22 protein-coding genes and 3 pseudogenes are annotated in these 24889 nt (G+C 70.2%); 17 read left to right on the forward strand and 8 right to left on the reverse strand.

The features are described from left to right. The first annotated feature begins 16 nt into the window (after window positions 1-16). The 11 genes and pseudogenes from ACFVKT_RS05195 (at window position 17) to ACFVKT_RS05245 (ending at window position 11075) form a co-directional block, all read left to right on the forward strand. A complete protein-coding gene (locus ACFVKT_RS05195) occupies window positions 17-778 on the forward strand; it encodes a FadR/GntR family transcriptional regulator (protein WP_385727641.1) in 762 nt (253 codons plus the stop codon). Beyond that, the gene (dgoD, locus tag ACFVKT_RS05200) at window positions 775-1920 is read left to right on the forward strand and encodes a galactonate dehydratase (protein ID WP_385727643.1); all 1146 of its coding nucleotides are present in this window, start codon (window positions 775-777) and stop codon (window positions 1918-1920) included. The genes ACFVKT_RS05195 and dgoD overlap by 4 nt, the downstream gene beginning before the upstream one ends. Continuing rightward, window positions 1914-2711, forward strand: coding sequence for a hypothetical protein (locus tag ACFVKT_RS05205; RefSeq protein WP_385727645.1), 798 nt, complete (start codon window positions 1914-1916; stop codon window positions 2709-2711). Before dgoD ends, ACFVKT_RS05205 begins: the two co-directional genes overlap by 7 nt. Window positions 2712-2738: 27 nt before the next feature. After that, entirely contained in the window at window positions 2739-3374 is a 636-nt protein-coding gene (locus tag ACFVKT_RS05210) for a bifunctional 4-hydroxy-2-oxoglutarate aldolase/2-dehydro-3-deoxy-phosphogluconate aldolase (protein WP_385728173.1), read from the forward strand. A gap of 44 nt (window positions 3375-3418) precedes the next feature. Continuing rightward, a pseudogene (locus ACFVKT_RS05215) lies at window positions 3419-3544 on the forward strand (aldolase); the annotation flags it as partial. Next, complete coding sequence (locus ACFVKT_RS05220) at window positions 3541-4518, forward strand: SMP-30/gluconolactonase/LRE family protein (RefSeq protein WP_385727647.1); 978 nt, start codon at window positions 3541-3543, stop codon at window positions 4516-4518. The pseudogene ACFVKT_RS05215 and the gene ACFVKT_RS05220, both read left to right, overlap by 4 nt. 101 nt (window positions 4519-4619) lie before the next feature. Beyond that, window positions 4620-5603: a sugar kinase gene (locus tag ACFVKT_RS05225; RefSeq protein ID WP_385728174.1), complete on the forward strand. Its 984-nt coding sequence runs from the start codon at window positions 4620-4622 to the stop codon at window positions 5601-5603. A 161-nt stretch (window positions 5604-5764) separates the two neighbouring features. Further along, on the forward strand, window positions 5765-6532 hold the full coding sequence (locus ACFVKT_RS05230) for a hypothetical protein (RefSeq protein ID WP_385727649.1): 768 nt from the start codon (window positions 5765-5767) through the stop codon (window positions 6530-6532). A 153-nt stretch (window positions 6533-6685) separates the two neighbouring features. Further along, window positions 6686-8920, forward strand: coding sequence for an MMPL family transporter (locus tag ACFVKT_RS05235; RefSeq protein WP_385727651.1), 2235 nt, complete (start codon window positions 6686-6688; stop codon window positions 8918-8920). A gap of 11 nt (window positions 8921-8931) precedes the next feature. After that, window positions 8932-9633, forward strand: coding sequence for a response regulator transcription factor (locus ACFVKT_RS05240; protein ID WP_385727653.1), 702 nt, complete (start codon window positions 8932-8934; stop codon window positions 9631-9633). An 11-nt stretch (window positions 9634-9644) separates the two neighbouring features. Beyond that, window positions 9645-11075 (forward strand): sensor histidine kinase, encoded by a 1431-nt coding sequence (locus ACFVKT_RS05245; protein ID WP_385727655.1) that lies wholly within the window; start codon window positions 9645-9647, stop codon window positions 11073-11075. Window positions 11076-11086: 11 nt separating this feature from the next. On the opposite strand, the gene ACFVKT_RS05250 is transcribed toward ACFVKT_RS05245, so the two are convergent. The 7 genes from ACFVKT_RS05250 to ACFVKT_RS05280 all read right to left on the reverse strand — a co-directional run bounded on the left by ACFVKT_RS05250 (window position 11087) and on the right by ACFVKT_RS05280 (window position 17763). Continuing rightward, on the reverse strand, window positions 11087-11404 hold the full coding sequence (locus tag ACFVKT_RS05250) for a DUF4387 domain-containing protein (RefSeq protein WP_385727657.1): 318 nt from the start codon (window positions 11402-11404) through the stop codon (window positions 11087-11089). A gap of 3 nt (window positions 11405-11407) precedes the next feature. Further along, window positions 11408-12769 carry an acyclic terpene utilization AtuA family protein gene (locus ACFVKT_RS05255; protein ID WP_385727659.1) on the reverse strand — a complete coding sequence of 454 codons (1362 nt, stop codon included), beginning with the start codon at window positions 12767-12769 and terminating at the stop codon, window positions 11408-11410. A gap of 32 nt (window positions 12770-12801) precedes the next feature. Continuing rightward, complete coding sequence (locus tag ACFVKT_RS05260; protein WP_385727661.1) at window positions 12802-14055, reverse strand: MFS transporter; 1254 nt, start codon at window positions 14053-14055, stop codon at window positions 12802-12804. Window positions 14056-14204: 149 nt separating this feature from the next. Next, the gene (locus ACFVKT_RS05265; protein ID WP_385727663.1) at window positions 14205-14918 is read right to left on the reverse strand and encodes a GntR family transcriptional regulator; all 714 of its coding nucleotides are present in this window, start codon (window positions 14916-14918) and stop codon (window positions 14205-14207) included. 83 nt (window positions 14919-15001) lie between these two features. Beyond that, complete coding sequence (locus tag ACFVKT_RS05270; protein ID WP_385727665.1) at window positions 15002-15415, reverse strand: cytidine deaminase family protein; 414 nt, start codon at window positions 15413-15415, stop codon at window positions 15002-15004. A 284-nt stretch (window positions 15416-15699) separates the two neighbouring features. Next, entirely contained in the window at window positions 15700-16698 is a 999-nt protein-coding gene (gene gap / locus ACFVKT_RS05275) for a type I glyceraldehyde-3-phosphate dehydrogenase (protein WP_385727667.1), read from the reverse strand. A 108-nt stretch (window positions 16699-16806) separates the two neighbouring features. Beyond that, window positions 16807-17763, reverse strand: a complete 957-nt coding sequence (locus ACFVKT_RS05280; RefSeq protein WP_385727669.1) for a GlxA family transcriptional regulator — start codon at window positions 17761-17763, stop codon at window positions 16807-16809. Between the two features lie 165 nt (window positions 17764-17928). On the opposite strand from ACFVKT_RS05280, the gene ACFVKT_RS05285 reads away from it, so the two are divergent. The 4 genes and pseudogenes from ACFVKT_RS05285 (at window position 17929) to ACFVKT_RS05300 (ending at window position 21162) form a co-directional block, all read left to right on the forward strand. Beyond that, window positions 17929-18282 (forward strand): VOC family protein, encoded by a 354-nt coding sequence (locus ACFVKT_RS05285; protein WP_385727671.1) that lies wholly within the window; start codon window positions 17929-17931, stop codon window positions 18280-18282. Between the two features lie 87 nt (window positions 18283-18369). Next, a complete protein-coding gene (locus tag ACFVKT_RS05290) occupies window positions 18370-18954 on the forward strand; it encodes a TetR/AcrR family transcriptional regulator (RefSeq protein WP_385727673.1) in 585 nt (194 codons plus the stop codon). A 77-nt stretch (window positions 18955-19031) separates the two neighbouring features. Beyond that, window positions 19032-20378 (forward strand): MFS transporter, encoded by a 1347-nt coding sequence (locus ACFVKT_RS05295; protein WP_385727675.1) that lies wholly within the window; start codon window positions 19032-19034, stop codon window positions 20376-20378. A gap of 25 nt (window positions 20379-20403) precedes the next feature. After that, window positions 20404-21162: pseudogene (locus ACFVKT_RS05300) on the forward strand (SDR family NAD(P)-dependent oxidoreductase). A 132-nt stretch (window positions 21163-21294) separates the two neighbouring features. On the opposite strand, the gene ACFVKT_RS05305 reads toward ACFVKT_RS05300, so the two are convergent. Continuing rightward, window positions 21295-22707, reverse strand: a complete 1413-nt coding sequence (locus tag ACFVKT_RS05305) for a hypothetical protein (protein WP_385727677.1) — start codon at window positions 22705-22707, stop codon at window positions 21295-21297. Window positions 22708-22965: 258 nt separating this feature from the next. On the opposite strand from ACFVKT_RS05305, the pseudogene ACFVKT_RS05310 reads away from it, so the two are divergent. Together ACFVKT_RS05310 and ACFVKT_RS05315 are read left to right on the forward strand one after the other, a co-directional pair. Then, window positions 22966-23238: pseudogene (locus ACFVKT_RS05310) on the forward strand (short-chain dehydrogenase); the annotation flags it as partial. A 194-nt stretch (window positions 23239-23432) separates the two neighbouring features. After that, entirely contained in the window at window positions 23433-24752 is a 1320-nt protein-coding gene (locus ACFVKT_RS05315; RefSeq protein WP_385727679.1) for an Nramp family divalent metal transporter, read from the forward strand. Window positions 24753-24889: the final 137 nt, after the last annotated feature.

The raw sequence follows: 24889 nt of genomic DNA on the forward strand, positions 1-24889 counted from the left end.
CAAGAAAGGCACACACATGACGCCATACGCCCGCCGCGGAGTGCACGGCCAGACCGTGGAGACCCTCGCCCGCCGGGTGCTCAGCGGCGAGATCCCCGAGGGAGCGACGCTCGACATGGCGGCCCTGCAGAGCGAGTTGGACGTCAGCCTCACCGCCCTGCGCGAATCGCTCAAGGTCCTCGCGGCCAAGGGCATGGTCGACGCCCGGCAGAAGCGCGGCACCTTCGTCCGGCCCCGGTCCGACTGGAACCTGCTCGACGCCGATGTGCTGCGCTGGCAGTTCGCCGAGAGCAAGGGGACCGGCGCTGACCCCGCGCTGCTCCGCAACCTCGGCGAGGTCCGCGGCATCGTCGAACCCGCCGCCGTGCGGCTGGCCGCGACGCGCCGCAGCGACGCCGACCTCCGGGCGCTGGAGGCGGCACTGACCGCCATGGGCAAGGAGGGCGGCGCGAGTGACGCCGTCGAGGCCGACCTCGCCTTCCACCGGGCGCTGCTCGCGGCCACCCACAACGAACTGCTCGAACGCATGGAAATGGTCATCGAGTCGGGCCTGGCCCAGCGCGATCAGCTCGTGCACAGCGCCCCGCACAGCGAGGACCCGGTCCCCAGCCACCGCGCCGTCCTCGACGCCGTGCGCGACCGGGACCCGGACGCGGCGGAATCCGCCATGCGCGCCCTGCTCGACCAGGCGACGCGCGACCTCGACAAGCTCGGCGGCCCAACCGCTCCCGAGAGCGCGAACGGCTCCGCCAAGGAGAAGGACGGCCAGTCACAGTGAAGATCGCGCGCGTCGAGACCTTCCTCGTCCCGCCCCGTTGGCTGTTCTGCCGCATCGAGACCGACGACGGTGTCGTCGGCTGGGGCGAACCGGTGGTGGAGGGCCGGGCCGAGGTGGTCAGGGCAGCCGTCGAGGTGCTGGCGGAGTACCTGGTGGGCCAGGATCCGCTGCGCATCCAGGACCACTGGCAGGTGCTCAGCAAGGGCGGCTTCTACCGGGGCGGCCCGGTCCTGTCCAGCGCCGTCGCCGGCATCGACCAGGCCCTCTGGGACATCGCGGGCCGTGCCCTCGGGGTGCCGGTGCACACCCTGCTCGGCGGCCCGGTCCGCGACACCGTACGGGTCTACGCCTGGGTCGGCGGCGACGAACCCGGGCGGATCAAGGAGGAGGTCACCGCACAGGTGGAGGCCGGCTTCACCGCCGTGAAGATGAACGCCGCCGGGCGCACCCCGCCGATCGGCAGCCCCGCCGAGACGGCTGCCGTCGTCGAGCGCGTGGCGGCCGCACGCGAGTCCCTGGGCCCGCACCGGGACGTCGCCGTCGACTTCCACGGCCGCTTCAGCGCCGCCAACGCGCGCCGCGTGCTCCACGAGATAGCCCCCCTGCACCCGCTGTTCGTCGAGGAACCCGTTCTGCCCGAGCAGTCACACCTGCTGGCCGCACTGGTCGCCGCCTCGTCCGTGCCGCTGGCCACCGGCGAACGGCTTTACGGGCGGGCCGACTTCCTCCCTGTGCTGACCGCGGGCGTCGCGGTCGCCCAGCCGGACCTGTCGCACGCCGGCGGGATATCGGAGGTCACCCGGATCGCCTCGCTCGCCGAGACCTTCGGGGCCCACCTGGCACCGCACTGCCCGCTCGGCCCCATCGCGCTGGCCGCCAGCCTCCAGGTCGCCTTCGCCACCCCCAACTTCCTGATCCAGGAACAGAGTCGGGGCATCCACTACAACAAGGACGCCGACCTGCTGTCCTACCTGGTCGACACCGAGCCCTTCCGCTTCGTCGACGGCCAGGCGCACCGCACCGGGGCGTCCGGACTCGGCATCTCCGTCGACGAGGACGCGGTACGCGCTGCCGACCGGTCCGGCCACGTCTGGCGCAACCCCGTCTGGCGGCACGCAGACGGCTCCTTCGCCGAATGGTGAGCGTCAAACGGCTGCCGGTCCGGGTCACCACCGACCTTGCCAGCGGCGGACGTTGGACGTCGCTGACCGCGGGCGGCCGCGAGTGGCTGTGGCACCGGGACGAGCCCCGCCGACGTACGGTACGGCCCGGCGACCCCTTCGCCGACGCCGGCGGCCTGGAGGAGTGCGTGCCCACCGTGCGCGGGCTGCCCGACCACGGGGACGCCTGGTCGCGGCCCTGGCGGAGGGCGGGGAAGGAGGACGTCGCGGAGTGTCCCGACTTCCGCCTGACCCGGCGTATCGGCGCGCGAGGGGACGCGCTCGTCGCCGACTACCTGCTCGCCGCCGAGCCCGGCTACCGCTTCGTGTGGGCGGCCCACGCGTTGTTGGACCTTTCGACGGCCGCCCGGATCGGCGTGGCGCGACCGGCGGTGACTCGGCTGTACCCGGATGAGGGCGACAGCTGGGTCGCCGGCGCCTGGCCCAATGCCGACGGTGTACGGCTGGACCGGCTCGGCCCGGACGACGGAAGCGCCGTCGGAGCGGTCGTCCTCGCCTCCGGGGTGTCCGTGCACGACGGCGCCGACACGCTCAACCTGTCCGTCGAGGCCGACGGGCAGCCAGTCGCGGTCGCCCTCTGGCGCAACCTCGGCGGCTTCCCTCGGGGCGCGCCCTACCGCTCGATCGGTGTCGAGCCGATGCTCGGCCGCGTCTTCGACCGCGCCGCGGCGAACGATGGGGACACCGCCGTCGTGCCACCGACCGGAGAGGTCGCCTGGCGGCTCACGGTCACCGCGACCCGACGACCCTGAACCCCCATGAATCTGAAGGGATTTCGGATGGACCTGCTCGCCGCGCTGCGCGCGCACCGGCTGCTCGCCATCGTCCGCGGCAGCGACCCGGACGCCGCGCTGGCCGCCGTACTCACTCTCGCGGAGGAGGGCGTCGCTCTCATCGAGGTCTCCCTCTCCGGACGCGCCGCGCTCGATGTCATCGCGAGGGCCCGCGCCGCGCTCGGCCCCGATGCGATGCTCGGCGCCGGAACAGTGCTCAGCTCCGACGACGCCCGTGCCGCCCAGAAGGCCGGGGCGGCCTTCCTTGTCACCCCGGCGGTCAGCGACGGCATCGCCACCGGGCGGGCACTCGGACTCCCCGTGCTCGCCGGAGTGATGACGCCCACCGACGTCCTCCAGGCACAGCGGCTCGTCGCCGACGCCCTCAAGCTCTTCCCGGCAGGCAGCGCCGGAGGCCCCGGCTATCTGCGGGACCTGCGCGGACCCTTCCCGGACCTGCCCTTCGTACCCGTCGGGGGAGTGGACGCGGCGGCGGCCGCCGACTACCTGCGCGAGGGCGCGATAGCCGTGGGTGTCGGATCGCCTCTGATCGGCGACGCCGCTGCGGGCGGCGACCTCAGCGCCCTGCGCGAGCGCGCCCGTACCTTCCTGGACGTCGTCCGCCCGCAGGCCCGCCGGTGACCGCCCCTGCGGTCCTGGGGAGCGACCGACTCGGACTGGGCGAGGGCGCGATAGCGGTGGGTGTCGGATCGCCTTTGATCGGCGACGCTGCCGCGGGCGGCGACCTCAATGTCCTGTGCGAGCGGGCCTGTACTTTCCTGGGCGTCGTGCGCCCGGAGGTCCGTCCATGACCGCCCCCGCGGTCCTGGGAACCGACCGCCTCGAACTGGGCGAGGGCATCCGCTGGACGGACGGCCGTGCCGTGCTGACCGACATCCTCACCGGCCGACTGCTCGCCGTACCGGTCGGGTCCGACGTGCCGCTCACCCTGCTCGCCCAACTGCCCTGCCCGCTGGGCGCCGTGGCACCGGTGGAGGGTCGCCCCGGCCACTGGATCGCGGCGGCGGGCACCGGCATCTGCAGCATCGACCCCGCAGGCGGCGTCGAGTGGATCGCGCGACCTGAGGACGGCGCACCCGCGCCGATGCGGATGAACGACGGCGTCGCCGACCCGCACGGCCGGTTCTGGGCGGGCAGCATGGCGTACGAGGCCACGGAGGACGCGGGCTCCCTCTACCGGCTGGACCATGACGGCCGTGTCACCCGCGTCCTGCGGGACATCACGATCCCCAACGGCCCGGCCTTCAGGGCCGACGGCGCCGTCATGTACCTCGCCGACAGCGCCCGCGGCGTCATCCGCCGCTACCCGGTCGACCCCGTGAGCGGCGACCTGGGCACCCCCGAGCCCTTCGTCACCCTCGGCTCCGGCAGTCCCGACGGCATGACCACCGATATCGAGGGCGGCGTGTGGACCGCCGTCTGGGGCACCGGGCAGGTCCACCGATACCGCCCCGACGGCAGCCTCGACAGGATCGTCGACCTGCCCGCCGGGCAGCCCGCGGGACTCTGCCTCGGCGGCCTCGACGGTCGTACGCTCCTCGTCACCAGCGCGCGCATCGGCCTGGCGGCACCAGGAGCGCTCGACGGTGCCGTCTTTTCCGTACGGGTGGATATGCCAGGTGCTCCGGCCGCGTCGTACCGACCGGTCGCTTCCTCCGCCTTGGCCCCGGCGGCGTCCTCTGCCCCTGCCTCGTCGGTCCCCTCCGTTCCAGCCCCGGCGGCGCATTCCGCCCCGGCCCCGGCGGCTCGCCCCAACACACCCTAGGAAGCCCGTCATGAGCACCCACTGCATGCCGGCTCCAGCCCCGGCGGTGCACCGCGCCCCCGCCTCGGCGGCTCGCCCCGACACCCCCTAGGAGGCTCACCCTGAGCACCCACTGGCCACTGCGCCCCGGCTCCGGCCCCGTGGTCTGCATCGGCGAGACCATGGCCGCCCTCGCCCCCGAGCCCATAGGGCCGCTGGACGGCGCGGATCTGCTGCGCGTCGACATTGCGGGCGCCGAGTCGAACGTCGCCCTCTACCTCGCCGACCACGGCATCCCCGCCCGCTGGGTCTCCGCGGTCGGCGACGATCCCTTCGGCCGCCGCGTCCGCGCCCGGATCGCCGCGGGCGGTGTCGATGTCAGCGGCGTCCGCACCGACCCGGAGCGCTCCACCGGACTACTGGTCAAGGACCCCGGCGTGCACGGCACCCGCGTCCGCTACCACCGCGCCGGATCCGCCGCCTCGGCCCTCACCCCCGACGTGCTCGACGACCCGGCGTTGGCAGGGGCGGCGCTCGTCCACCTCAGCGGCATCACCCCCGCCCTGTCGCCGGGCTGCCGCGCCCTCGTCGAACACGCGCTGCGGCCCGACCGACCGTGGCCCGTCAGCTTCGACGTCAACCACCGCCCCGCCCTGTGGGCCGGCCGCTCCGCCGCCGAGGTCCTGCGACCACTCGCCGATCGCGCCGACATCGTCCTCGTCGGCCTCGACGAGGCACAGGCCCTGTGGGGAGACGGGATCGCCGATGCCCAACGGGTCCGCGACCTCCTGCCTGGCCCGCCCGTTCTCGTGGTGAAGGACGGGGACCGCGCCGCGACCGCGTTCGTCGGGGCCACCGCCCACAGCGTGCCCGCCCTGACCGTTCGCGTCGCCGAACCGGTCGGCGCCGGCGACGCATTCGCCGCCGGATTCCTCAGCGGCCTCCTGCGACAACTGCCGGTGGTCCGCTCCCTGCGCCTGGGGCACCTGACCGCCGCATCAGCCCTGAGAGTCACCGCCGACCACGGCCCGCTGCTACGCCCCGCCCTCGCCACGGCTCTCCTGGACGCCGACGAGGAGAGCTGGCGGGCCGCCGTGATCGATTGATTCATCTGATTCATCGTTACTTGGACTCGGCCGGCTTGATGGGTCGCGCCCTGCCGGCAGGGGGCGATGTCCGACCGCTGTGCTCAAATACGCGGGTAGAGAACTCGTGGGGAAGGCGATGAGGCGCGGTGGGGTCGGGGGAGCACAAGATAATAGGGACCGTGGTCTGGCTGCTGTGCGCTGCCGTGGCTGTCGCCGCGGGGGTGGCGATGGCCTTCGAGGTCCGTGGAGCGCTGGAGAGCGAGCGGGATTTCCATGCCGCGGCGGAGTGCGTCTCCGCCCCGGTGGAGGCGTCGGGGTGTCTCTGGGAGCAGGAATTCACCGTCCGGAAGGCCGACGCGCATCGCCTATCGCGGCGCGAGTCGCCGGAGGCGGAGTTGTTGCTGCCCTCCGGTGAGGCGTGGGAAGTGACCTTCCGGCAGACCGACCCGGTGATGTCGGGGATGGAGCCGGGCGACAAGGTCGTCGGCCTGATCTGGCACGGGCAGATCGTCGAGGTACGGGACGCCGACGGGCAGCGGCAGCAAACGTCCGCCGGGCCTGTGGGGTGGCCCGAGGATCGCCTCGGCGGCGCGCTCGCCTTGATCTCTTTCGGTCTGACCGGCCTGGTCGGAAGCGTGTGGCCACTCCTCACGCCGCGCAACCGGCGTCACAGGGCAGCAGCGACCGTCGTGCGGTGGCACGGCGTCGGCCTGGGCGGCACAGCCATCCTGACGCTCTGGGCGCAGGCGGGCAACAACTGGCCGCTGTGGTCGATACCCGCCATCTGGGGACCGCTCGCCCTCCTCCTCCTGGCCTCCATGGTGGCCTTCACCCTCGCCGCCCTCCGCGGTGAGCTGGGGGACGAGGACCCGTCCACGCCGCAGACACCGCCGCCAATACCTCCGCCGTCGGCGGGGCAGTCGCCTGGGACGCGTGGTCACTCCTGATCCGACAGGCCGTCGGATCGGTTTCCGGTACAACGTCGGCGTCCCCCGCGGAAACCGTCAAGGATTCGTCAGGTTGAGCGGAGCTGAACCGTCAAGCAGCACAGCTTTGCTGAGGCCCTGGCTGACGCCTCTTGACGGAAATGGACTGTGATCATGGCTGTGCTGCTGTATCGATGGGGGGTGTTCGCGGTACGCCGGCGCCGTACGGTCCTGGCTGTATGGATGTTGGTCGTCGCCGCGATCGCCGCGCTCGGGGTCTCCTTTGCCGGCACCTTCGACACCAGGTCGGACATACCGGGGTCGGCCGCGCAGAGTGCGCTGGAGAAGATGGACCGCCACTTCGGGTCGTCGGACCGGCAGAGCGCCGAGGTCGTCTTCGAGGCGCCCGAGGGCACGTCGTTCAAGGACCCGGCGAATGCGGACGCGCTGAAGCGGACGCTGACCGCCGCGGCCACCGTGCCCGGCGTCACCTCGGTCAGTGACCCGCTGCGCACCCGGACGGTGAGCGCGGACGCGAAGACCGCCGTCGCCCAGGTCGAGTTCTCGGTGCCCAAGGACAAGGACGTCGGCGCCGGCGACCTCAACGCGCTCAAGGACACCGCGGCGAGCAGTCGTGCCGCGGGCATCGACGTGCTCTTCGGAGGCGATGCGTACAAGGAGTCCAAGCCCCCGGTGGGGCCGATGGAGGGGATCGGCGTACTCGTCGCGCTCGCCGTACTGGCGATCACTTTCGGCTCCCTGCTGTCCGCGGGAATGCCGCTGATCACCGCGCTGCTCGCGGTCGTGGCGAGCATGGCGGGGCTGATGGGCCTGTCATCGGTCCTGAGCGTGTCCGACAAGGCGCCGACGCTCGCCATCATGCTGGGCCTCGCGGTGGGCATCGACTACGCCCTCTTCATCGTCTCGCGCCACCGCGCCGAGCTGGCACAGGGCCGCAGTGTGCGGGAGGCCGCGGCTCGCGCGACCGCGACCGCCGGCAGCGCCGTGGCGTTCGCCGGACTGACCGTGATCATCGCGCTGGCCGGTCTGACGGTCGCCGGGGTACCCGTACTCACCTCGATGGGTCTGAGCGCCGCGGCAGCGGTGACCGTCGCGGTCGCCATGTCGCTCGGGCTGCTGCCCGCCCTCCTGGCAGTCGCCGGCGAGAGGCTGCGTCCGAAGCCCGACTCGCGTGGCGCGCGCAGGATGCGCAACGCGGACGATCCCGCCGCCAAGCCCTCGATGGGGGCACGCTGGGTCGGGGCGGTCGTGCGTCGGCCATGGCGGGCGCTCGTCACGGTCACACTGGCGCTGGCCGCGCTCGCCCTCCCCGCGACGCAGCTCCAACTCGCACTGAGTGACGACGGCAGCGAACCGGCCTCGTCCGCGGTCCGGCAGGCTTACGACAAGATCGGTGACGCGTTCGGCCCCGGCGCCAACGGTCCCCTTGTGGTGCTGGTGACCGACGCGCCGTCCGGCACCCTGAAGACCACGAGCCAGGAAGTCGCCAAGGATCTGGCCGCCGTGAAGGGCATCGCGCGTATCAGCCCCGTCGACTATTCCGGCGACGGCGCCGCGGCCCGCGTACAGGTCATCCCGGAGACCGGGCCGCGTGATCCCGCGACCAGTGAGCTGGTCGGCCGGCTGCAGGACCAGGTCACCCCACTTGCGGCGCGAAGCGGCAGCGACATAGCCGTCACCGGCCAGACTGCTGTGAGCATCGAGGTCTCGGACAAACTCAGCGCCTCGCTGCTGCCCTTCGCCCTCGTGGTCGTCGGGCTGTCGCTGTTGCTACTGATGGCGGCCTTCCGGTCCATCGCCATCCCGGTCAAGGCAACCGTCGGCTTCCTGCTGTCGGTCGGCGCGTCGTTCGGTGCGATCGTCGCGGTCTTCCAATGGGGCTGGCTCGCCGGGCCGCTCGGAGTGCCCTCCACCGGGCCGATCGCCAGTTTCGTGCCGATCATCGTGATGGCCGTGCTGTTCGGGCTGGCCATGGATTACGAGGTCTTCCTCGTCTCGGCCATGCGTGAGGAGTACGTCAGGACGAAGCGGCCTCATGTGTCGATCATCGGCGGCGCCCGGCACGCCGCCCGGGTGGTCACCGCCGCCGCACTGATCATGGTGGCTGTGTTCGCGAGCTTCCTGTTCGGCCACGATCCGGCGATCATGCCGATCGCCCTGGCACTGGCGGTCGGTGTCCTCATCGACGCGTTCGCTGTCCGGATGACGCTGGTCCCGGCCGTCATGTCGCTGCTGGGGCACGGTGCGTGGTGGCTGCCGCGTCGCCTGGACAAGTGGCTGCCCGACCTGGATGTTGAAGGCGCACGCCTGGACGACGCCGAACCCGGGCCGCTGGACTCGACCAGGACCGAACCCGTTCCCGTGACGTATGTGCACGGCCCGCACTAGGACGCCTTCTCATGAACTCCCCGGACACGGTCCTCGTGGTCGACGACGACGCCGGCATCCGCGAGTTGATGGCCTCGGCCCTGCGCTTCGCGGGGTTCGAGGTCCATCTCGCCGGCGACGTGCCGCAGGCCCTGGACAGCCTGTCCCGGCACACCCCCGACGTCATCGTCCTGGACGTGGGCCTGCCCGGAGGCGGTGACGGCTTCGACGTACTGCAGCTGATCCGCTCCCGCGGCATCACCGTGCCGGTGCTCTTCCTGACCTCCAGGGACGCCATCGAGGACCGTGTCCGCGGCCTGCGACTCGGCGGTGACGACTACGTCACCAAGCCCTTCAGCGTCGTCGAGGTCGGCGCCCGTCTACAGGCGCTGATCCGCCGCGCGCGGGGCAGCGCGGGCCCCGTGGACGACGGCGTCCTGCGGTACGCCGACCTCGAACTCGACGAGCAACGTCACTCCGTGCACCGCGCAGGGGAGCCGATCGAGCTCTCCCCGACCGAGTTCCGCCTGCTGCACTTCCTGCTCTCCCACCCAGGTCATGTCATGACCCGCTCACAGATCCTCGAAGCGGTCTGGCAGTACGACTTCGGCGGCGACTCCGTCGTAGTGGAACGCTTCGTGTCCAACCTGCGCCGCAAGATCGACCACGGCCGCGAACCGCTGCTCCACACCGTCCGCGGAATCGGCTACAGCCTGCGGCGTCCCACCTCATGAAGGCGCCGCGCGTGTGGCTCTCCGCTCTCAAGCCGCACCGGCTGACAACGATTCGCGCCCGCCTCCTGATCGGCGTCCTGGCGCTACTGGCGGCCGGGCTCATCGGCAACTCCGTCGCCAGCGCACTGACCCTGCGCAGCTATCTCCACAACCGGGCCGAAGTAACCCTGCGTGACGCGGGGGACCGCGTCCACGAACTGCTCCAGGAGCAGCCCCAGACCGTCGACGGCGAGCAACTGGCCACCTTGGTGGCGCCGTTGCTCGGCATCACGGTCATCGACGCCGACGGCAGGGTGGCCGAGCAGGTCGGTGCGGGCGTGCCCGAGGAGATGAACGCCCTGACCGCAGACCGCCTCGACCAGGTCGTCACCGTCGACGACAATCCGGCGGTGCCCGATCTGCTCGCCCTGCGGATCCCCACGGCAGGCCTGACCATCACCACCTCGGACCGGGTGGTCGACGCCTCCGCCGTCATCCTCACCATGCGCACCGACATCGACCGGGTCACCGTCGCCGACTTCATCTCCGGCCAGGCAACCAGCGTCGGCATCACCCTCGTTCTCGCCTTCGCCATCGCCCTGCTCATCCTCAAGATCGGTCTGCGACCACTGGGGCGCATGGCCGACACGGCCGACGACATCGCTTCGGGCGCCCGCGACCGACGGCTTCCCGTCCACGGGGAACACGCGGAGGCCGACCGCCTCGCCATCGCCGTCAACAACGCGTTCGACGCCCAGGCGCGGGCGGAGAACCAGATCCGCGACTTCGCCGCCGACGCCTCCCATGAACTGCGCACTCCGCTGGCCACGATCTCCGGCTGGCTCGACCTCTACAACCAGGGCGGTCTCAGCAACCCTGCCGACCTCAACCGAGCCCTGGAACGCGTCGACGGGGAAGTCGGCAGAATGCGTCTGCTGGTCGAGGAACTCTCCTTGCTCGCGCGCCTCGACGCCGGACGGCCCCTGGACTCCGCGCGGGTGGACCTGCACCGCCTGGCGAGCACGGTCGTCCAGGACGCCCAGGTCGTGGCACCCGACCGAGCCATCGACCTGGCCGCACCCCAACCCGTGTACGTGAGTGGTGACCGCCCCCGTCTCCAGCAGGTCCTCAACAACCTCGTCGGGAACGCGATCCAGCACACTCCACCCGGTACCGCGATCAACGTCAGCGTCGAAGCGACGGCGTCGACGGTGCGGATTCAGGTGACCGACCACGGTCCGGGCATCCCGGCGGAAGACCTCTCACGCGTCTTCGACCGGTTTTGGCGCGCCGACGCCGGCCGCGGCCGCGCTCAGGGCGGTTCCGGGCTGGGCCTCGCCATCGTCCAGGCGATCGTGCACGCCCATCACGGAACCGTGCACGTCGCTTCCACTCCCGGAACGGGAACCACCGTCACCGTCGCTCTCCCGGCGCTCACTCCTGCCGAGACCGATGGCCCATGACGCACCCGTAATCAGGGGAGTTCGGGCAGCTTCATCGCCATGAGAGGGGCGTACTGCTGTCCGGCGTAGCAGTCGCTGTCGCGGAGGTCGCCCTGGACGGTGGGGCGGGGCAGGGAGACCTTCACCGCGAGGGCGAGGGGGTGGTTGACGAGGAGGATCCGCTCCGCGTCGGTGCCGAACAGGCCGGCGAAGAGTTCCTGGTTGAGGAAGCCGGTGTCGACGAGGGCCCGGTAGGTGTGTTCGTCGTGGCACATGAAGTCGAGGGTGAGGGTGAAGGGCCCGGCGTTCTTGGAGCGGACCAGGGAGCAGTAGTCGATCAGGGTGGCCATGGGCTACAGCTCCTCGGTGGTGGTGCGGAAGAGTTCGAGGGGGGTGACGCCGGTGGCGACGTGGTTGAGGGTGAAGCGGTAGAGCGGGCCGCGGTCCATCTCCGGCGGCGAGTACGGGTAGGCGAGGGTGGAGACCAGCCCGTCGTACTCGGGGATGGGCAGATGGCTGCTGGCGTGGGCCACGAAGGTGGAGATGGCGTGCGCGGTCGCCTGGTCGGGAGCGGTGACCGTGATGAGCACGCCGATCTCGGCGGGGTCGAGTGCGTCGGGTTCGTGGTCGGCGAGGACGGCTCCGGCTCCGTAGAGGCGGTAGTTGATGTCGATGGTGTCGGGGTCGACCTGGCCGTCGAAGACGTCGAGGATCTTCGCCGCGAAGTACTTCTCGGCGAACGGCAGGAGTTCGGGCAGGCGCTGGATGACGACCTGGTCGCGTACGCCGCCGATGATGACGGTCTGGTGGCCGACGAGTTCGGCGCCCTCCAGCTTGTTGGTGTAGCCGTCGGCCGGCATGTACGAGGCGCCGCGGACCCGGACGGTCCGCTCGTCGACGGCCTCGTAGGTTGCGTGAGTGGTGTCCAGCGTGCCGGAGGGCTCCAGGATGTGGAACGGGTCCGCGTTCTCGTACAGGGTGTGCGCGGCGACTGAGCGCGGGGTGAGGCGGCTGCCCTCGGCGAGCGTGGTCACGTCGAAGTGGTCGTCGCGCAGATGCACGAGCAGGCCGTTGGCGGAGGGCGGGATCGCGCAGGCCGCGCCGCATTCGACGGTCTTGGCCATATGCCAGGTCAGGCCCGGATCGGCGCCCCGCATGTGCGGCAGCGCGGCGAACAGCGCGGTGTCGCTGGCCCGTCCGGCGAGGATGACGTCGCAGCCGATGGCCAGGGCCTGCTGGATGGGCTCGACGCCCATCATGGCGACGGTGTGGCTGCGCGCGAACAACTCCCGCTCGATTTCCGGCGCGTTGGGCAGCGGCCGGATGCGGTCTTCGTCGTACAGGGACTGGAGGCGGTCTGCCGACTGGTCGGAGTAGATCAGGCCGAGTCTGAAGTGGAGGTCCTCCTCGGCCGCGATGGAGCGGGTGAACTCCGCGACCCAGTCGACGCCCGTGTCACGGCCGCTGGTGCCGCAGGAGCCGATGATCAGCGGCACTTGGAGCGTGTCGCGGGCCTTGAGCAGCAGGCGCAGGTCGCGGGTGACGGCCTGGGCGGAGAGTTTCGGGGTGCCGGAGCCGAGCGCGGCGGGGCCGCTGTCGGTGGATCCGGCGTCGCAGGCGATGACATGCGGACGGGCCTCGACGCCCCGCCGGAAGGCGTCGGCGTCGAAGCCGGCGCCAAGGGCACCGGTGGGGGCGAGTATGCGGAATTCCATGAGGGTCTCTCTGGGCGCTTTCTGTCGGTACGTCACGTCGTGTGAGGTGGGATGGACCTGGTGGCGCCTTGGCGGGCGAGGCAGGTGAAGACGGCGAAGGTGATGGCGCCGAAGACCGCGGCGTTCAGGAGCATGAAGCGCCAGCCGGTGAGATCGACGGTGACTCCCAGCAGCGCCGGGCCCAGGGCCATTCCGGAGGCCGAGGCGACGGTGTAGAGGCCGGTGTAGGTGCCCAGTACGCGGTCGTTGGGGGCCAGACTCCAGAGCGCGACCAGGGCGTTGACGGCGAAGACGGCGTAACCGAGCGAGCTCAGGACCATGCAGACGATCGTCATCGTGGGGCTCGGGTTGATGAATCCGACCAGCAGGCCGATGACGAACAGACCCACGCCGTACCGGATCGCGCGGACCTGACCGAGCCTTCCCGAGGCGTACGCGATGGGCACGACCGCGATCAGGAAAGCGACCGCGCCGGGCAGTGCGAGGCCGCCGGCCGTTCCACGCGACAGGCCCAGGACTTCAATGCCGTACGGCGTGAGCAGGGAGCGCAGCGCGGACCACATGCCGGCGAAGCAGAAGACGCCGGCCATCAGCAGCATCCGGGAGCCGGAGGGATCCCGCGCCAGGTCCTTGACCACCGCCCAAGGCGAGGAGAACTCCGCGCCCGTCGCTTGGCCGGCGTGTGTGGGCAGGACCACCTGGGAGTGGCGGCGGCCCAGGAACATCCAGGACAGTCCGAGCATGATCAGCATCAGCGCCGGCGGGATGGCGAAGGCCAGCGTGAGGCTGCGGTCGACCACCAGCAGGCTGACCAGGGAGGAGATGACGATGGTGAGGCTGACGCCGGCTTTGATGAACCCCTGCGCCTTGCTTCGGTTCTCGACCGTGACGTAGTCGGAGACCAGGGTCTCGGTGATGCCTTTGAAGGCGTTGGCGATGAGCGCGAAACAGAAAATGCAGATCATGAGGGCGGGCAGGCTGCGGGCCCAGGGGATGAGCGCGAAGGGGACCGCGGCGAGGCAGGCACCGGCCAGGATGATCGGCCATCGGCCAAGGCGCCCGCCGGCCCGCCGGTCGGAGAGATACCCCATCGTGGGCTGGACGATGACGCCGAGCACGTTGTCCATGCCCATGATCAGTCCCACCAGGCCGGCGGAGGACAGGTACTGGCGCAGTTGGGCCGGGACCTGGGCGTCGTAGAAGTTCCACACCGATTCCTGGGCGAACACCGCCAGAGTCACCCACAGGACTGTGCTGCCGCTCATCCGGGTGGGAGTTGCGGCCACCTGGTGAAGGGTGGCCGGTGCTCCGCCTGGAGTGGGCGGACGAGTTTCGGGCAGCATGGCGGCTCCTTGCCATATGCTATAGCAACCTAAGGGCGGCTACTCGTCGGCCACCTCCCGCAGGGTCGACGAGCGGTCGGCCGGCGGGGGAATCAGGTGCTGGAGAGCTGGATCAGCGCTTCGCGGTGGTGGTGCATGGCGAGCTGCTCGGCTCGGTCCTCGTCCCGATCGAGGAGTGCGTCGAGCAGGCCACGGTGTTCGCGGTAGCGGCGGCGGAACGACTCGGCCCGCTCCGGGGCGAGCTTGAAGGTCAGGTCCAGGCGCTCCTCGTCACTGAAGGCGCGGGCCTGGTGCAGCAGGCCTTCGAGGACGGTGTTGCCCGCGGACGCTTCGACCTGGTGGTGGAACTGCCGCAGCAGTCGGAAAACGCCGGTGAGCCGGTCGGTCACCTGGGCGCCCTCCCCCTGTTCTGCCAGCGCCTGCTCCGTCTCGGCGACCAGGTGATCGGCCCGGTCCAGCAGCTCTGTCAGTTCGGCGAGTTGGGCGTCGGTGGCATTGCGGGCGGCCAGGCGGGCCATCAGGGCGGAGAGCCGCACCTCCGCCTCCACGACCTCCGAGCGCGCGGAGGCGGAATGGTCAGCGACCCGCAGCGCCCGGGGCCCCGCCCGCTCGACGACCTTCTCGTGCACCAGCTGGCGCAGTGCTTCGCGCACGGGCGTCGGACTGACGCCGAGGCGAGCGGCGAGATCGCGTTCGGTGATCTTCTCGCCGGGCCGCAGGGTGCCCTCGCGCACCGCGTCACGCAGTCGCTGGTAGGCCTGGTCGGCCAGCGATGTGGTCTCCATGGGACCGAGGGCATTGCTCATGGTCGTAAGCGTGACTCCTGCTATAGCAAACAGTCAATAGGTTCGTTGCGAGGTGTTTTCCGGAACGTTGCGGGTGGCGCGGTCTACTCGGTGACGACTTGATGGTTGGCCCATACATAGCTCGCGGGCAGCAAGTCGGTGATAGGGACGGTTCGGGTGCGCTCGCCCTCGCCGACGATGACCTTGACGGTGGGGAAGTAGTCGAGAAGGACCTGACGGCACCGGCCGCACGGCGGAACAACGCCTCGGTCGCGGTCGCCCACGGCGACGATGGTGTCCAGCTCGTAGATGCCCTGGGAGGCCGCCGCGCCGATAAGGACCAACTCGGCGCAGGGTCCTCCGGTGAAGTGATAGGCGTTCACCGCCGTGACGATCCGGCCGTCCTGGGCGCGGCCCGCGGCTGCCATGGTGTGGTTGTCGCCCTGGCAGTGCGTGCGGGCGACGTGCGCCGCGGCCTCGATGAGTTCGTGGTCGACGGGGTGAGTCCTGCTGGTCATCTTCTCTGCCTTCGTCAGGTGTCAGGTGACGTTGACCCGAGTTCCGATGGGGTGCAAGCGAGTATCGGCGGGGCGCTTGTTTCGACCAGGAGTGACGGATCCTTCTGGGGCTCGGCCCAGCCGAGGACGTCGTGGCCAGGACAACTGAAACGAGCAGGGCCGGACCCGGCTGACGACCGGTCCGGCCCTGCTTCAGGGTGTCCCTGTACCGCACGGCGGCGGGGCGAGTGCAGAAGCGCCGACGGCCTCGCGCCAGCGCTCCGCAGGGTCGCCCTGGCTACCTGTCAGCCGGCGGCGAGGAGTTGGAGCGTATCGATCACGCGGTTGGAGAAACCCCACTCGTTGTCGTACCAGGCGACCACCTTGATGTGGCGGCCGTCGACGCGGGTGAGGGCCGAGTCGAAGATCGCCGAGGCCGGATTGCCCGTGATGTCGGAGGAGACGAGCGCGTCGTCCGAGTACTCCAGTACCCCGGCGAGCGGCCCCTCCGCCGCGGCGCGGTACGCCGCCAGCACGTCCTCGCGCGTCACGTCGCGGGCGACGGTCGTGTTGAGCTCGACGATCGATCCCACCGGAACCGGCACGCGGATCGAGTCGCCAGACAGCCTGCCGTCGAGCTTCGGCAGCACGAGGCCGATCGCCTTGGCGGCGCCCGTCGTGGTCGGCACGATATTGACGGCGGCGGCACGGGCGCGGCGGGCGTCGCGGTGCGGACCGTCCTGGAGGTTCTGTTCCTGTGTATAGGCGTGCACCGTCGTCATGAAGCCGTGCTCGATGCCGGCAAGATCGTCGAGCACCGCGGCCAGTGGCGCAAGGGCGTTGGTCGTGCACGAGGCGTTCGAGACGATCGTGTGCAGGGCCGGGTCGTACGCGTCGGTGTTGACGCCGTACGCGAGCGTCACATCCGCGCCGTCCGCAGGCGCGCTGATCAGTACCTTCTTCGCGCCCGCGTCGAGGTGGGCGCGGGCGGCCTTGGCCGACGTGAAGCGGCCGGTCGCCTCAAGCACGATGTCGACGCCGAGCTCGGCCCATGGCAGCTGCGCCGGCTCGCGCTCGGCGAGAACGGTGATGCGACGGCCGTCGACGACGAGGGCGTCCCCGTCGACATTCACCGGGCGCCCGAGCCGGCCCGCCGTCGAGTCGTAGGCGAGCAGTCGCGCAAGGGCGGCGGGCTCCGTGAGGTCGTTGACGGCGACGACCTCCAGGTCGCTGTCGCGTTCGAGCAGTGCGCGCAGCACATTGCGTCCGATGCGGCCGAATCCGTTGATGGCAATACGAGTCATAAGTGGTGTCCCTTCGGGTTCACCACCAGGTTGCCGCGCGGCACCAGGCGGTGACAGTGGCGTGATCGCCACGGTTCGCAAGGATCGCGCCAGGTGGTGGGAGGCGGGCTACTCGCCCTGGGTGAAGGTGCGCCGGTACTCGCTCGGCGTGGTGTCGAGGATGCGCTGGAAGTGCAGCCGCAGATTTGAACCGGTGCCGAGACCGACGTCGGCCGCGATCTGCTCGACACTCCGCTGTGAACGCTCGAGCAGCTCACGGGCCACGTCGATGCGGGCGCGCATGACCCACTGCATCGGCGTGTACCCGGTGTCTTCGACGAAGCGTCGCGAGAACGTGCGCGGCGACACCGCCGCATGCTGGGCGAGCGCTTCAAGAGTGAGGGGCTCGCCGAGCCTGTGCAGCGCCCACTCCCGGGTGGCCGCGAACCGCTCGCTGAGCGGCTCGGGCACCCTGCGCGGTACGTACTGCGCCTGGCCGCCGCTGCGGTAGGGGGCCGCGACCAGGCGTCGGGCCGCGTGGTTCGACGCGGACACCCCGAGGTCGCGGCGCAGGATGTGCAGGCACAGGTCGATGCCCGAGGCGGCGCCGGCCGATGTCAGCACGCTGCCCTCGTCGACGAACAGCACATCCTCGTCGACCTGGACGAGCGGACGCTTCGCCGCGAGTGCCCGCGTGTAATGCCAGTGCGTCGTGGCGCGCTTGCCGTCGAGCAGCCCCGTGGCGGCGAGCGCGAAGGCGCCCGTCGAGATGGCGGCGAGCCGCGCCCCCCGGTCGTGGGCGGCGATCAGCGCGTCGACGACGGCCGGCGGGGGGTCGTCGCGGTCGGGGAACCGGTAGCCGGGGACGAAAACGGTGTCGGCCCACTCAAGCGCGTGCAGCCCGTGCGCGACGGAGTACGACAGGCCGTCGCCGCCGGTCACGAGACCCGGTGCCGCGCCGCACACCCGTACTTCGTACGGCATGCTCGCGCGGGTCGTGAACACCTGGGCCGGAATGCCGACATCGAGAGGTTTCGCACCCTCGAGCACGAGGACGGCGACGTGATGGGGGGATGGGGCTGGCACGGAGAAGAGGGTACGTGGGGGTCGCGTCAGCCTGGCTCCGATTGCTGGGGAGACCCGCCGGGAGCCTTGGCTCGCTACCGGACCCGTTCATTCACTCCACGCCGTTCCCGCCGGGCGATGGTGTGGTGCCTGCCCGCCGGTTCGCCGTCCTGCCAAACTGGCCGCATGGAACGTGTGCTTGGAATCGGTGGATATTTCATGCGGGCTGCCGACCCGGCGGCCCTGAGCGCGTGGTACCGCGACTGCCTGGGCCTGGACGCCGATGAGAACGGCCTGTGGCGTCCGGGGGCCGGGCCGACGGTGTTCGCGACGTTCGACTCCGACACCGACTACTTCGGGTCCCGCGCCCAGCAGACCATGCTCAACTTCCGGGTCAGGGACCTGGATGCGATGCTCGCGCAGTTGCGCGCCAAGGGAGCGGACGTGGCCAAGGAAACGCAGGACATGGAAGGCGTCGGTCGATTCGGCTGGGTCACCGATCCTGAGGGCAACCGGGTCGAGCTCTGGCAGCCCGCCTGACCGCACCCCACCTCATCGAAGCCTCACGAACCCTGTCACACACCAGTTAATTGACCGAACGTTCTAGATCCGCCTATGGTCTTGGGCGTGGCCAGAACCAAGGAATTCGATCCGGACGCCGCGCTGCAGTCAGCCCTTGAGCTGTTCTGGCGGCGCGGCTACGAAGCGACGTCGGTGGCCGACCTCGTCGAGCACCTCGGCATCGGCCGCGCCAGCATCTACGCCACCTTCGGCAGCAAGCACGAGCTGTATCTGAAGGCCATGGACCGGTACGCCGAATCGCGCGACCCGCTTCTCCTGGTCGAACTGTCCCAGCCGGGCCCCGCACTGCCTGCGGTGCGGGCGGTGGTGCGCCGCTTCGCCGCGGAAGCCGCCTCCCCGGAAGGGCGGTTGAACGGCTGCTTCGTCACCAATACCGCGGCTGAGCTGGCCCCGCACGACCCTGCCGCGGCCCGCCGGGTCGAGATCAGCTGGGAGCACATCGAGACCCTCCTCTACTCCGCGCTCGTACGTGCCCAGGCTCAGGGCGAGCTTGCCGAGGACCGCGATCCGCGCGCGCTGGCCCGCATGCTGCTCGTCCTGATGCAGGGCATTCGGATCGTCGGCAAAGCGTCGAGCGATTCCGCCCGGGTGCGGGACGCGGCCGAGCAGGTGCTGGCCCTGCTGGACTGAACCACCCTCATCGGAGCCACCGGGCTCCCTTTCATATGCCCGAATAATGAACCGATCGGTCAAATATCAGGGGAGACATGACCGACACAGGCGCCGCCGGCGACGCAACCCTGCGGCACCGATCTGCCTTCGTCCTCCTTGGCAGCGTCCAGACCACGCTGATCTTCACGCTCGCCGCGATCGCCGTACCGCTGCCCCGCATCGGGCGTGAATTCGGCCTGGAGCGCGCCGACTTGATCCTGCTCAGCGCCGCCTACGGACTGACCTTCGCCGGGCTGGTGCTTTTCGGCGGACGCCTCGCCGACCGCTACGGCGGCCGACGCGCCCTCACCTCGGGCCTTGTCCTCTTCGCCGCCGCCTCGGCCGCCGCCCCGCTCGCCCCCGGCATCGAGGCGCTCCTCGCGGCGCGCTTCGCACAGGGCGCGGGAGCGGCTTTGATCGCGCCTGCCGCGATGGCCGTGCTGCGCGCCGTCTTCCCTTCCCCCGCCGCGTACGGCAGGGCGATGGCCACCTGGGGCGGCCTCTCGGTGCTCGGCGCGACTGCGGGCCATCTGCTCTCCGGCGTCATCTCGGCGCTGCTTTCCTGGCGTTGGACCTTCGCCGTACCTTTCGTGGTGGCGACCGCGGCCCTCGCCCTCACACCCAGGCTGCTGCCGGACACCGCGCCGAGCCGGGGCAGGAGTCTCGACCTGCCGGGTGCTCTGCTCGCCACCGTCGGGATGTCCCTGGCCAGTTACGGGCTTGTCGTCACCAACGCCCAGCCCTGGTCATCGGCCGGCGTGCTCGTGCCACTGCTCGGCGGGACCGCGCTGCTGGCCGCCTTCTGGTACGCCGAGCGCCGGGCCCGCGACCCGCTGCTCCCACCCCGGTTCCTCCTTGACCGGCGGCGGGCCCTCGCCCTCACGGCCGTCGCGCTGAGCGCCTGCGGGACCTCGATGACCTTCGTGGTCCTCTCACTCCACCTCCAACAGGTGCGCGACTGGTCGCAGTTGCAGACCTCGGCCGCCTTCGTGCCGTTCGCCGTTGTGCTGATCGCCTCGGGCCGGGCGGCAGGACCGCTCATCGGACGGCACGGGGCCAGAGCCGTCACCGCCGCAGGGCTGGGCACGGGCGCGGCCGGGCTCGCCCTGCTCGCGTTCACCGGGCTCGATGCGCACGCCGGGTACGCGTACGGACTGCTGCCGGGCCTTGTGCTGTTGCCGGCCGGTACCGCGGCCTCCTTCGCGGGCGCCGCCGTGCTCACCACCGAAGGCGTACCGCACCAGCAGACCGGACTCGCGGGAGGCGTGTTCAACACAGCGATGGAGTTCGGCCCCACCGTCCTGTTCGCCCTCCTGCTCACGCTCGGCAGCGACGCCAGGTCTCTGGCCGTGACGGGGATTGCCCTCGCCGTCGTGGCCCTGCTGAACCACCGCACCAAGTAGTCCATCACTCAAGGGAGTCACCGACATGAACCGCTTCACCGGCAAGTCCGTCCTCGTCACCGGCGCGGGCTCCGGCCTCGGCCGCGCGATAGCGCTCGCCTTCGCCGCCGAGGGCGCATCCGTGGTCGCCGCGGGACGCACCAAGGTGTCGCTGGACGAAACGGTCGGTCTCATCGAGGCCACCGGCGGCTAGGCCGCCGCCGTCACCACTGACGTCACCGACTCCGGCCGTCTCCAGAACCTCGTACGCGAGAGCGTCACCCGCTTCGGCGGACTGGACATCGCGGTCAACAACGCCGGGATACTCCGCGCCGCCGTACCCGTCGGCGAGGTGAGTGAGGAGGACTGGGAGGCGGTGCTGCGTACCAATGTCACCGGCGTCTGGCTGGCCATGAAGCACGAGATCGCCCACATGAAGGAGAACGGCGGCGGCACCATCGTCAACATCTCCTCCAACCTGGGCGCTCACCTGCGGATCCCGAACGCCGCCGCGTACATCACCTCGAAAGCGGCGGTCTCCGCGCTGACCCGCGCCGCCGCTCTCGATCACATCCACCAGGGCATCCGCATCAACGCGGTCAGCCCCGGCGCCTCCGCCGCTCCCATGTCGCTGCGGCCGGGCGAGACCGAGGCCGACCGTGCCGAGCGGGTGAAGACACAGAACCCGCTCGGCCGGGTCGCGGAGGCCGAAGAAGTGGCGGCCGCGGTGCTCTACCTCGCCTCGCCCGCGGCAGGCGCGGTAGTAGGCACCGACCTGGTCATCGACAGCGGATCCTCGGCCTGAGGATTCGTAGGCTTCGGTGACAACCTTCCCTGACCTTGGCGGGTCCGTCACCGAACTCGCGACGCGGTGGGTGGTGCGATGCGTGTCCGGACGCCGCCGGTGGCCGTTCGGCGACCGGCGGCGCTGTGCGTACTACGGGGCGATCCCCACACCGTCAATCCGGCTCCAAGACCTCTCCTGCGATGCCGTCATGGCCGGCCATGACAGCCCGCCCGGCCGCGGCAGGACACGAGAGGCGTACGGCGACGGGCGGAAGCCGGGATCGTAGAAGCACCCCGTGCCGTAGGTGCGGTCGAAGGAGGCACACGAGGACGCGACGGACCGCGGCGTGGGCTTCTTCCCCGTGCGCACCCACGCTGCCAGCGCGGCAATGGAGTTGGCGTACTCCGAGTCACTCAGGGCGCTGTGCTCGCTCTCACCGGTGAAGGTCTGCACCAGGTTCGCCCCGCGATGGGCGCCCTCAAGACTCGCCCGGTACGCGGCCTCGTGTTCGACGAACGCGGTGGGGTCGCCGATGGCGTGCATGGTGAGCACGGGGATCGAAACCCGCCCGGTGAGATCGCTGTCGTAGGACAGATCACGCCGGGCATCGGGATCGGCGGAGAAACGCTCGACATCGGCATTCAGTGCCTCGTCGTCGTGCGAACCGGAGTACCGCACACCCTTGTTGCTGAAGGGATTCCGGTCGCCGAGCCGGTTGTGCACGATGTCGCGGAAGGTGAACACGGAGAAGCGCAGGTGCGATTCCAGCGTCCGCTCGGGAATGTGCGTGACCGCGAGGATGTCGTCAAGGTTGCGCTGCTGCAGCGGGGTGCGCTCCTGCGGAGTCGAGGAGTATCCGGTGCACTCCTCCAGGCGGGCCCGCAGGCCCGCTGTCGTAAGGGTCGACGACGGACGTAGCCCTTGCCACAGCGGGTACTGGGGCTCGGTGGGGCGCGGAAGGTTCTGGCAGTAGTACTGATAGACCACCCGCAGATCAACGCGGTAGTCATAGCCGCGGGAGCCGCCCGCAAGGACACCGCTGGTGAGCAGAGCGCCGTCGTACGGGCCGTTCTTCTTGCCGTACACCTCCGCGACCTTGGCGGCGACGTTCCCACCCCAGGACTGACCGTGCACGTAAGTCCGTCTCGGCTTGCCGAACTCATCCACGAACAGACGGCGCAGGTTCTCCGTGTCGGCAGCAGCCATCCGCGTTCCGTATCCACCACGGCGGTAGGACGAACCGGCCCAGGCATATCCCTCGTCCACCATCACGGACCAGCGATCCAGGTCGCCGATGCTCCGTTCCGGATCCGACCCTTCACCCAGGTCGGGGCCGCCATGAGCGTGTACGACCAGCGAGCCGTTCCAGTGCTTGGGCACGGCGATCGCGTAGTAGGCCCCGTTGGCGTCCTGGCCGGTGTAACAGGTGGCCTTGTCACCCAGGCTCGCGGGGCACGCGGCCGGCCCGGGGTGAAGCTGGGTGGCTTGGGCCGTGCTGACGCCGCTCAACGACCCGACGACGACGCTCGCGATACCGGCGGCCAGTGCCACGCCACGTCGCATGAGGGATCCGGTACGGGAAGGTCTGTTCCGACTGGGTCTGGGCAAAACAACGCTCCTGAATCCAGTGGCGCGCCATCGCGCCGAGCGCTGTGATGCTAGGAACACACCGGTCCGCGCACCATTGATCACACAGTTCTGTTCATACTGTGCACGCGCCCGCGCGGCAGAGGCCGCCCCGGGAAAGCGACAAGTGTTTACGTGGACCTCGTCGTGAGGGCCACGCCGATCACGGGGTGATCGCGATGGCGACGAGTCGGCGTCCGCGCCGCGGCAGGGGAACTGCGCGGCCCCTGCGCCCGGATCGACGTGCTGATCAACAACGCGGGCCTGATGTACAACCCCGTACCCGGACAACCGCCGACGGCTACGAGCTCCTGTTGGCACCAACCACCTCGGGCACTTCGCTCTGACCGGGCTGCCGCTGGACCTGCAGCCCGTTTCCCCCGTCTTCCGGGTGGTCACCGTCAGCAGCGCGGGACACCGCATGGCGGCCCGATCGATCTCGATGATCTCGACTGGCAACGACGCTGCTAGGACCGGACCGCCGCCTACGGGCACTCCAAGCGTTGTAGGGCCGAGCAGCCAGGGTCGCGCCCCGCCCTCCCGGCCCACGGGCGCCGTCGCCGTCCCGAGGCGGGTCGCCCTGCTCGGGCGCTGTGTACATCGAGTGGTGATCGAAGTACGCGCCCTTGTGGCCTCGTACTCTTTACGCTTTCTTGATTCACATGACGGAGACCACTGGGAACTCAGTGTCAGGGGAGTCCATCTCCCAGCCGCGCAAGTCGAGTTGGAAGTACATCGGACCCGGCATCGTCGTCGCCGCGACAGGAGTCGGCGCCGGTGACCTCGTCGCGACGCTCGTCGCGGGCAGCAACTTCGGTTACACCCTGCTCTGGGCCGCGGTCATCGGCTGCGTGGTCAAGATCTCCCTCGCCGAGGCGGCAGGCCGCTGGCACCTGTCCACCGGACGCACCCTCTTCGACGGCTGGGCGAGCCTGGGCCGGTGGACGACGTACTTCTTCGTCGTCTACGTGGTCATCTGGGGCTTCGTGTACGGCGCGGCGGCGATGTCCTCGAGCGCGCTGCCGCTGCAGGCGCTGTTCCCCGACGTCTTCCCGGACTCCTGGTCGATCAAGCCGTGGGCGGTCATCTGCGGCCTGGTGGGCCTGGTGTTCGTGTGGTTCAACAAGTACGAGGTCTTCGAGAAGGTCATGACCGTGCTGGTGGGCGTGATGTTCGTCGTCACGGTCTACCTGGCTATCCGCGTCACCCCCAACCTCGGCGACGCCTTCGCCGGCCTCCTCCCCGTACTCCCCGACGAGAAGGACTCGGTCCTCAACACGCTCGGCCTGATCGGCGGGGTCGGCGGCACCATCACCCTTGCCGCGTACGGGTATTGGGTGAACGCGAAGGGCTGGACGAACACGGGCTGGATGAAGGTCATGCGCCTCGACAACCGCGTCGCGTACATCACCACCGGCATCTTCGTCATCTCGATGCTCTTCGTCGGCGCGGAACTCCTGCACTCCGCGAATGTCGCCATCGCGAGCGGCGACCAGGGCCTCATCCAGCTGAGCGACATCCTGGAGGCGGAGTACGGCACGGCGACCGCCAAGTTCTTCCTGATCGGCTTCTTCGCCACGTCCTTCACCTCGCTCATCGGCGTCTGGCACGGCGTGAGCCTGATGTTCGCGGACTTCGTCGAGCGTTATCGCGGCACCAGGACGACCGGGGAGGAAGTGGCGTCGGGCACCCGGGAGAAGTCCTGGCCGTTCCGTGCGTACCTGCTCTGGCTGACCTTCCCGCCGATCGTCCTGCTCTTCCAGGGCCAGCCGTTCCGCCTGGTGATTCTCTACGGCGTCCTGGGCGCCGCCTTCCTGCCCTTCCTCGCCCTCACCCTGATCTGGCTCCTCAACTCCTCCCGCACGCCCAGCGAATGGCGCAACGGGCTGCTCAGCAACGCCATGCTCGCCATCGCCGGGCTGCTCTTCCTGGTCCTGTGCGTGAAGCAGATCTGGGACCAGCCGTGGGCGGACTTCTTCTGACGGCCCAGACCGTGAGCACCTAGGTGCTGAGTGACCGGGCCGGGCAGTCCGTCACCCGGCCAGGCGTCCCAGCGGCAGGAACGCGTCCAAGTCGATCATCATGGCATCGGAGACCAGGCCCCACGGCCCGGAAAACC

The organism is Streptomyces sp. NPDC127595, from assembly GCF_042671685.1.
GTDB lineage: Bacteria > Actinomycetota > Actinomycetes > Streptomycetales > Streptomycetaceae > Streptomyces.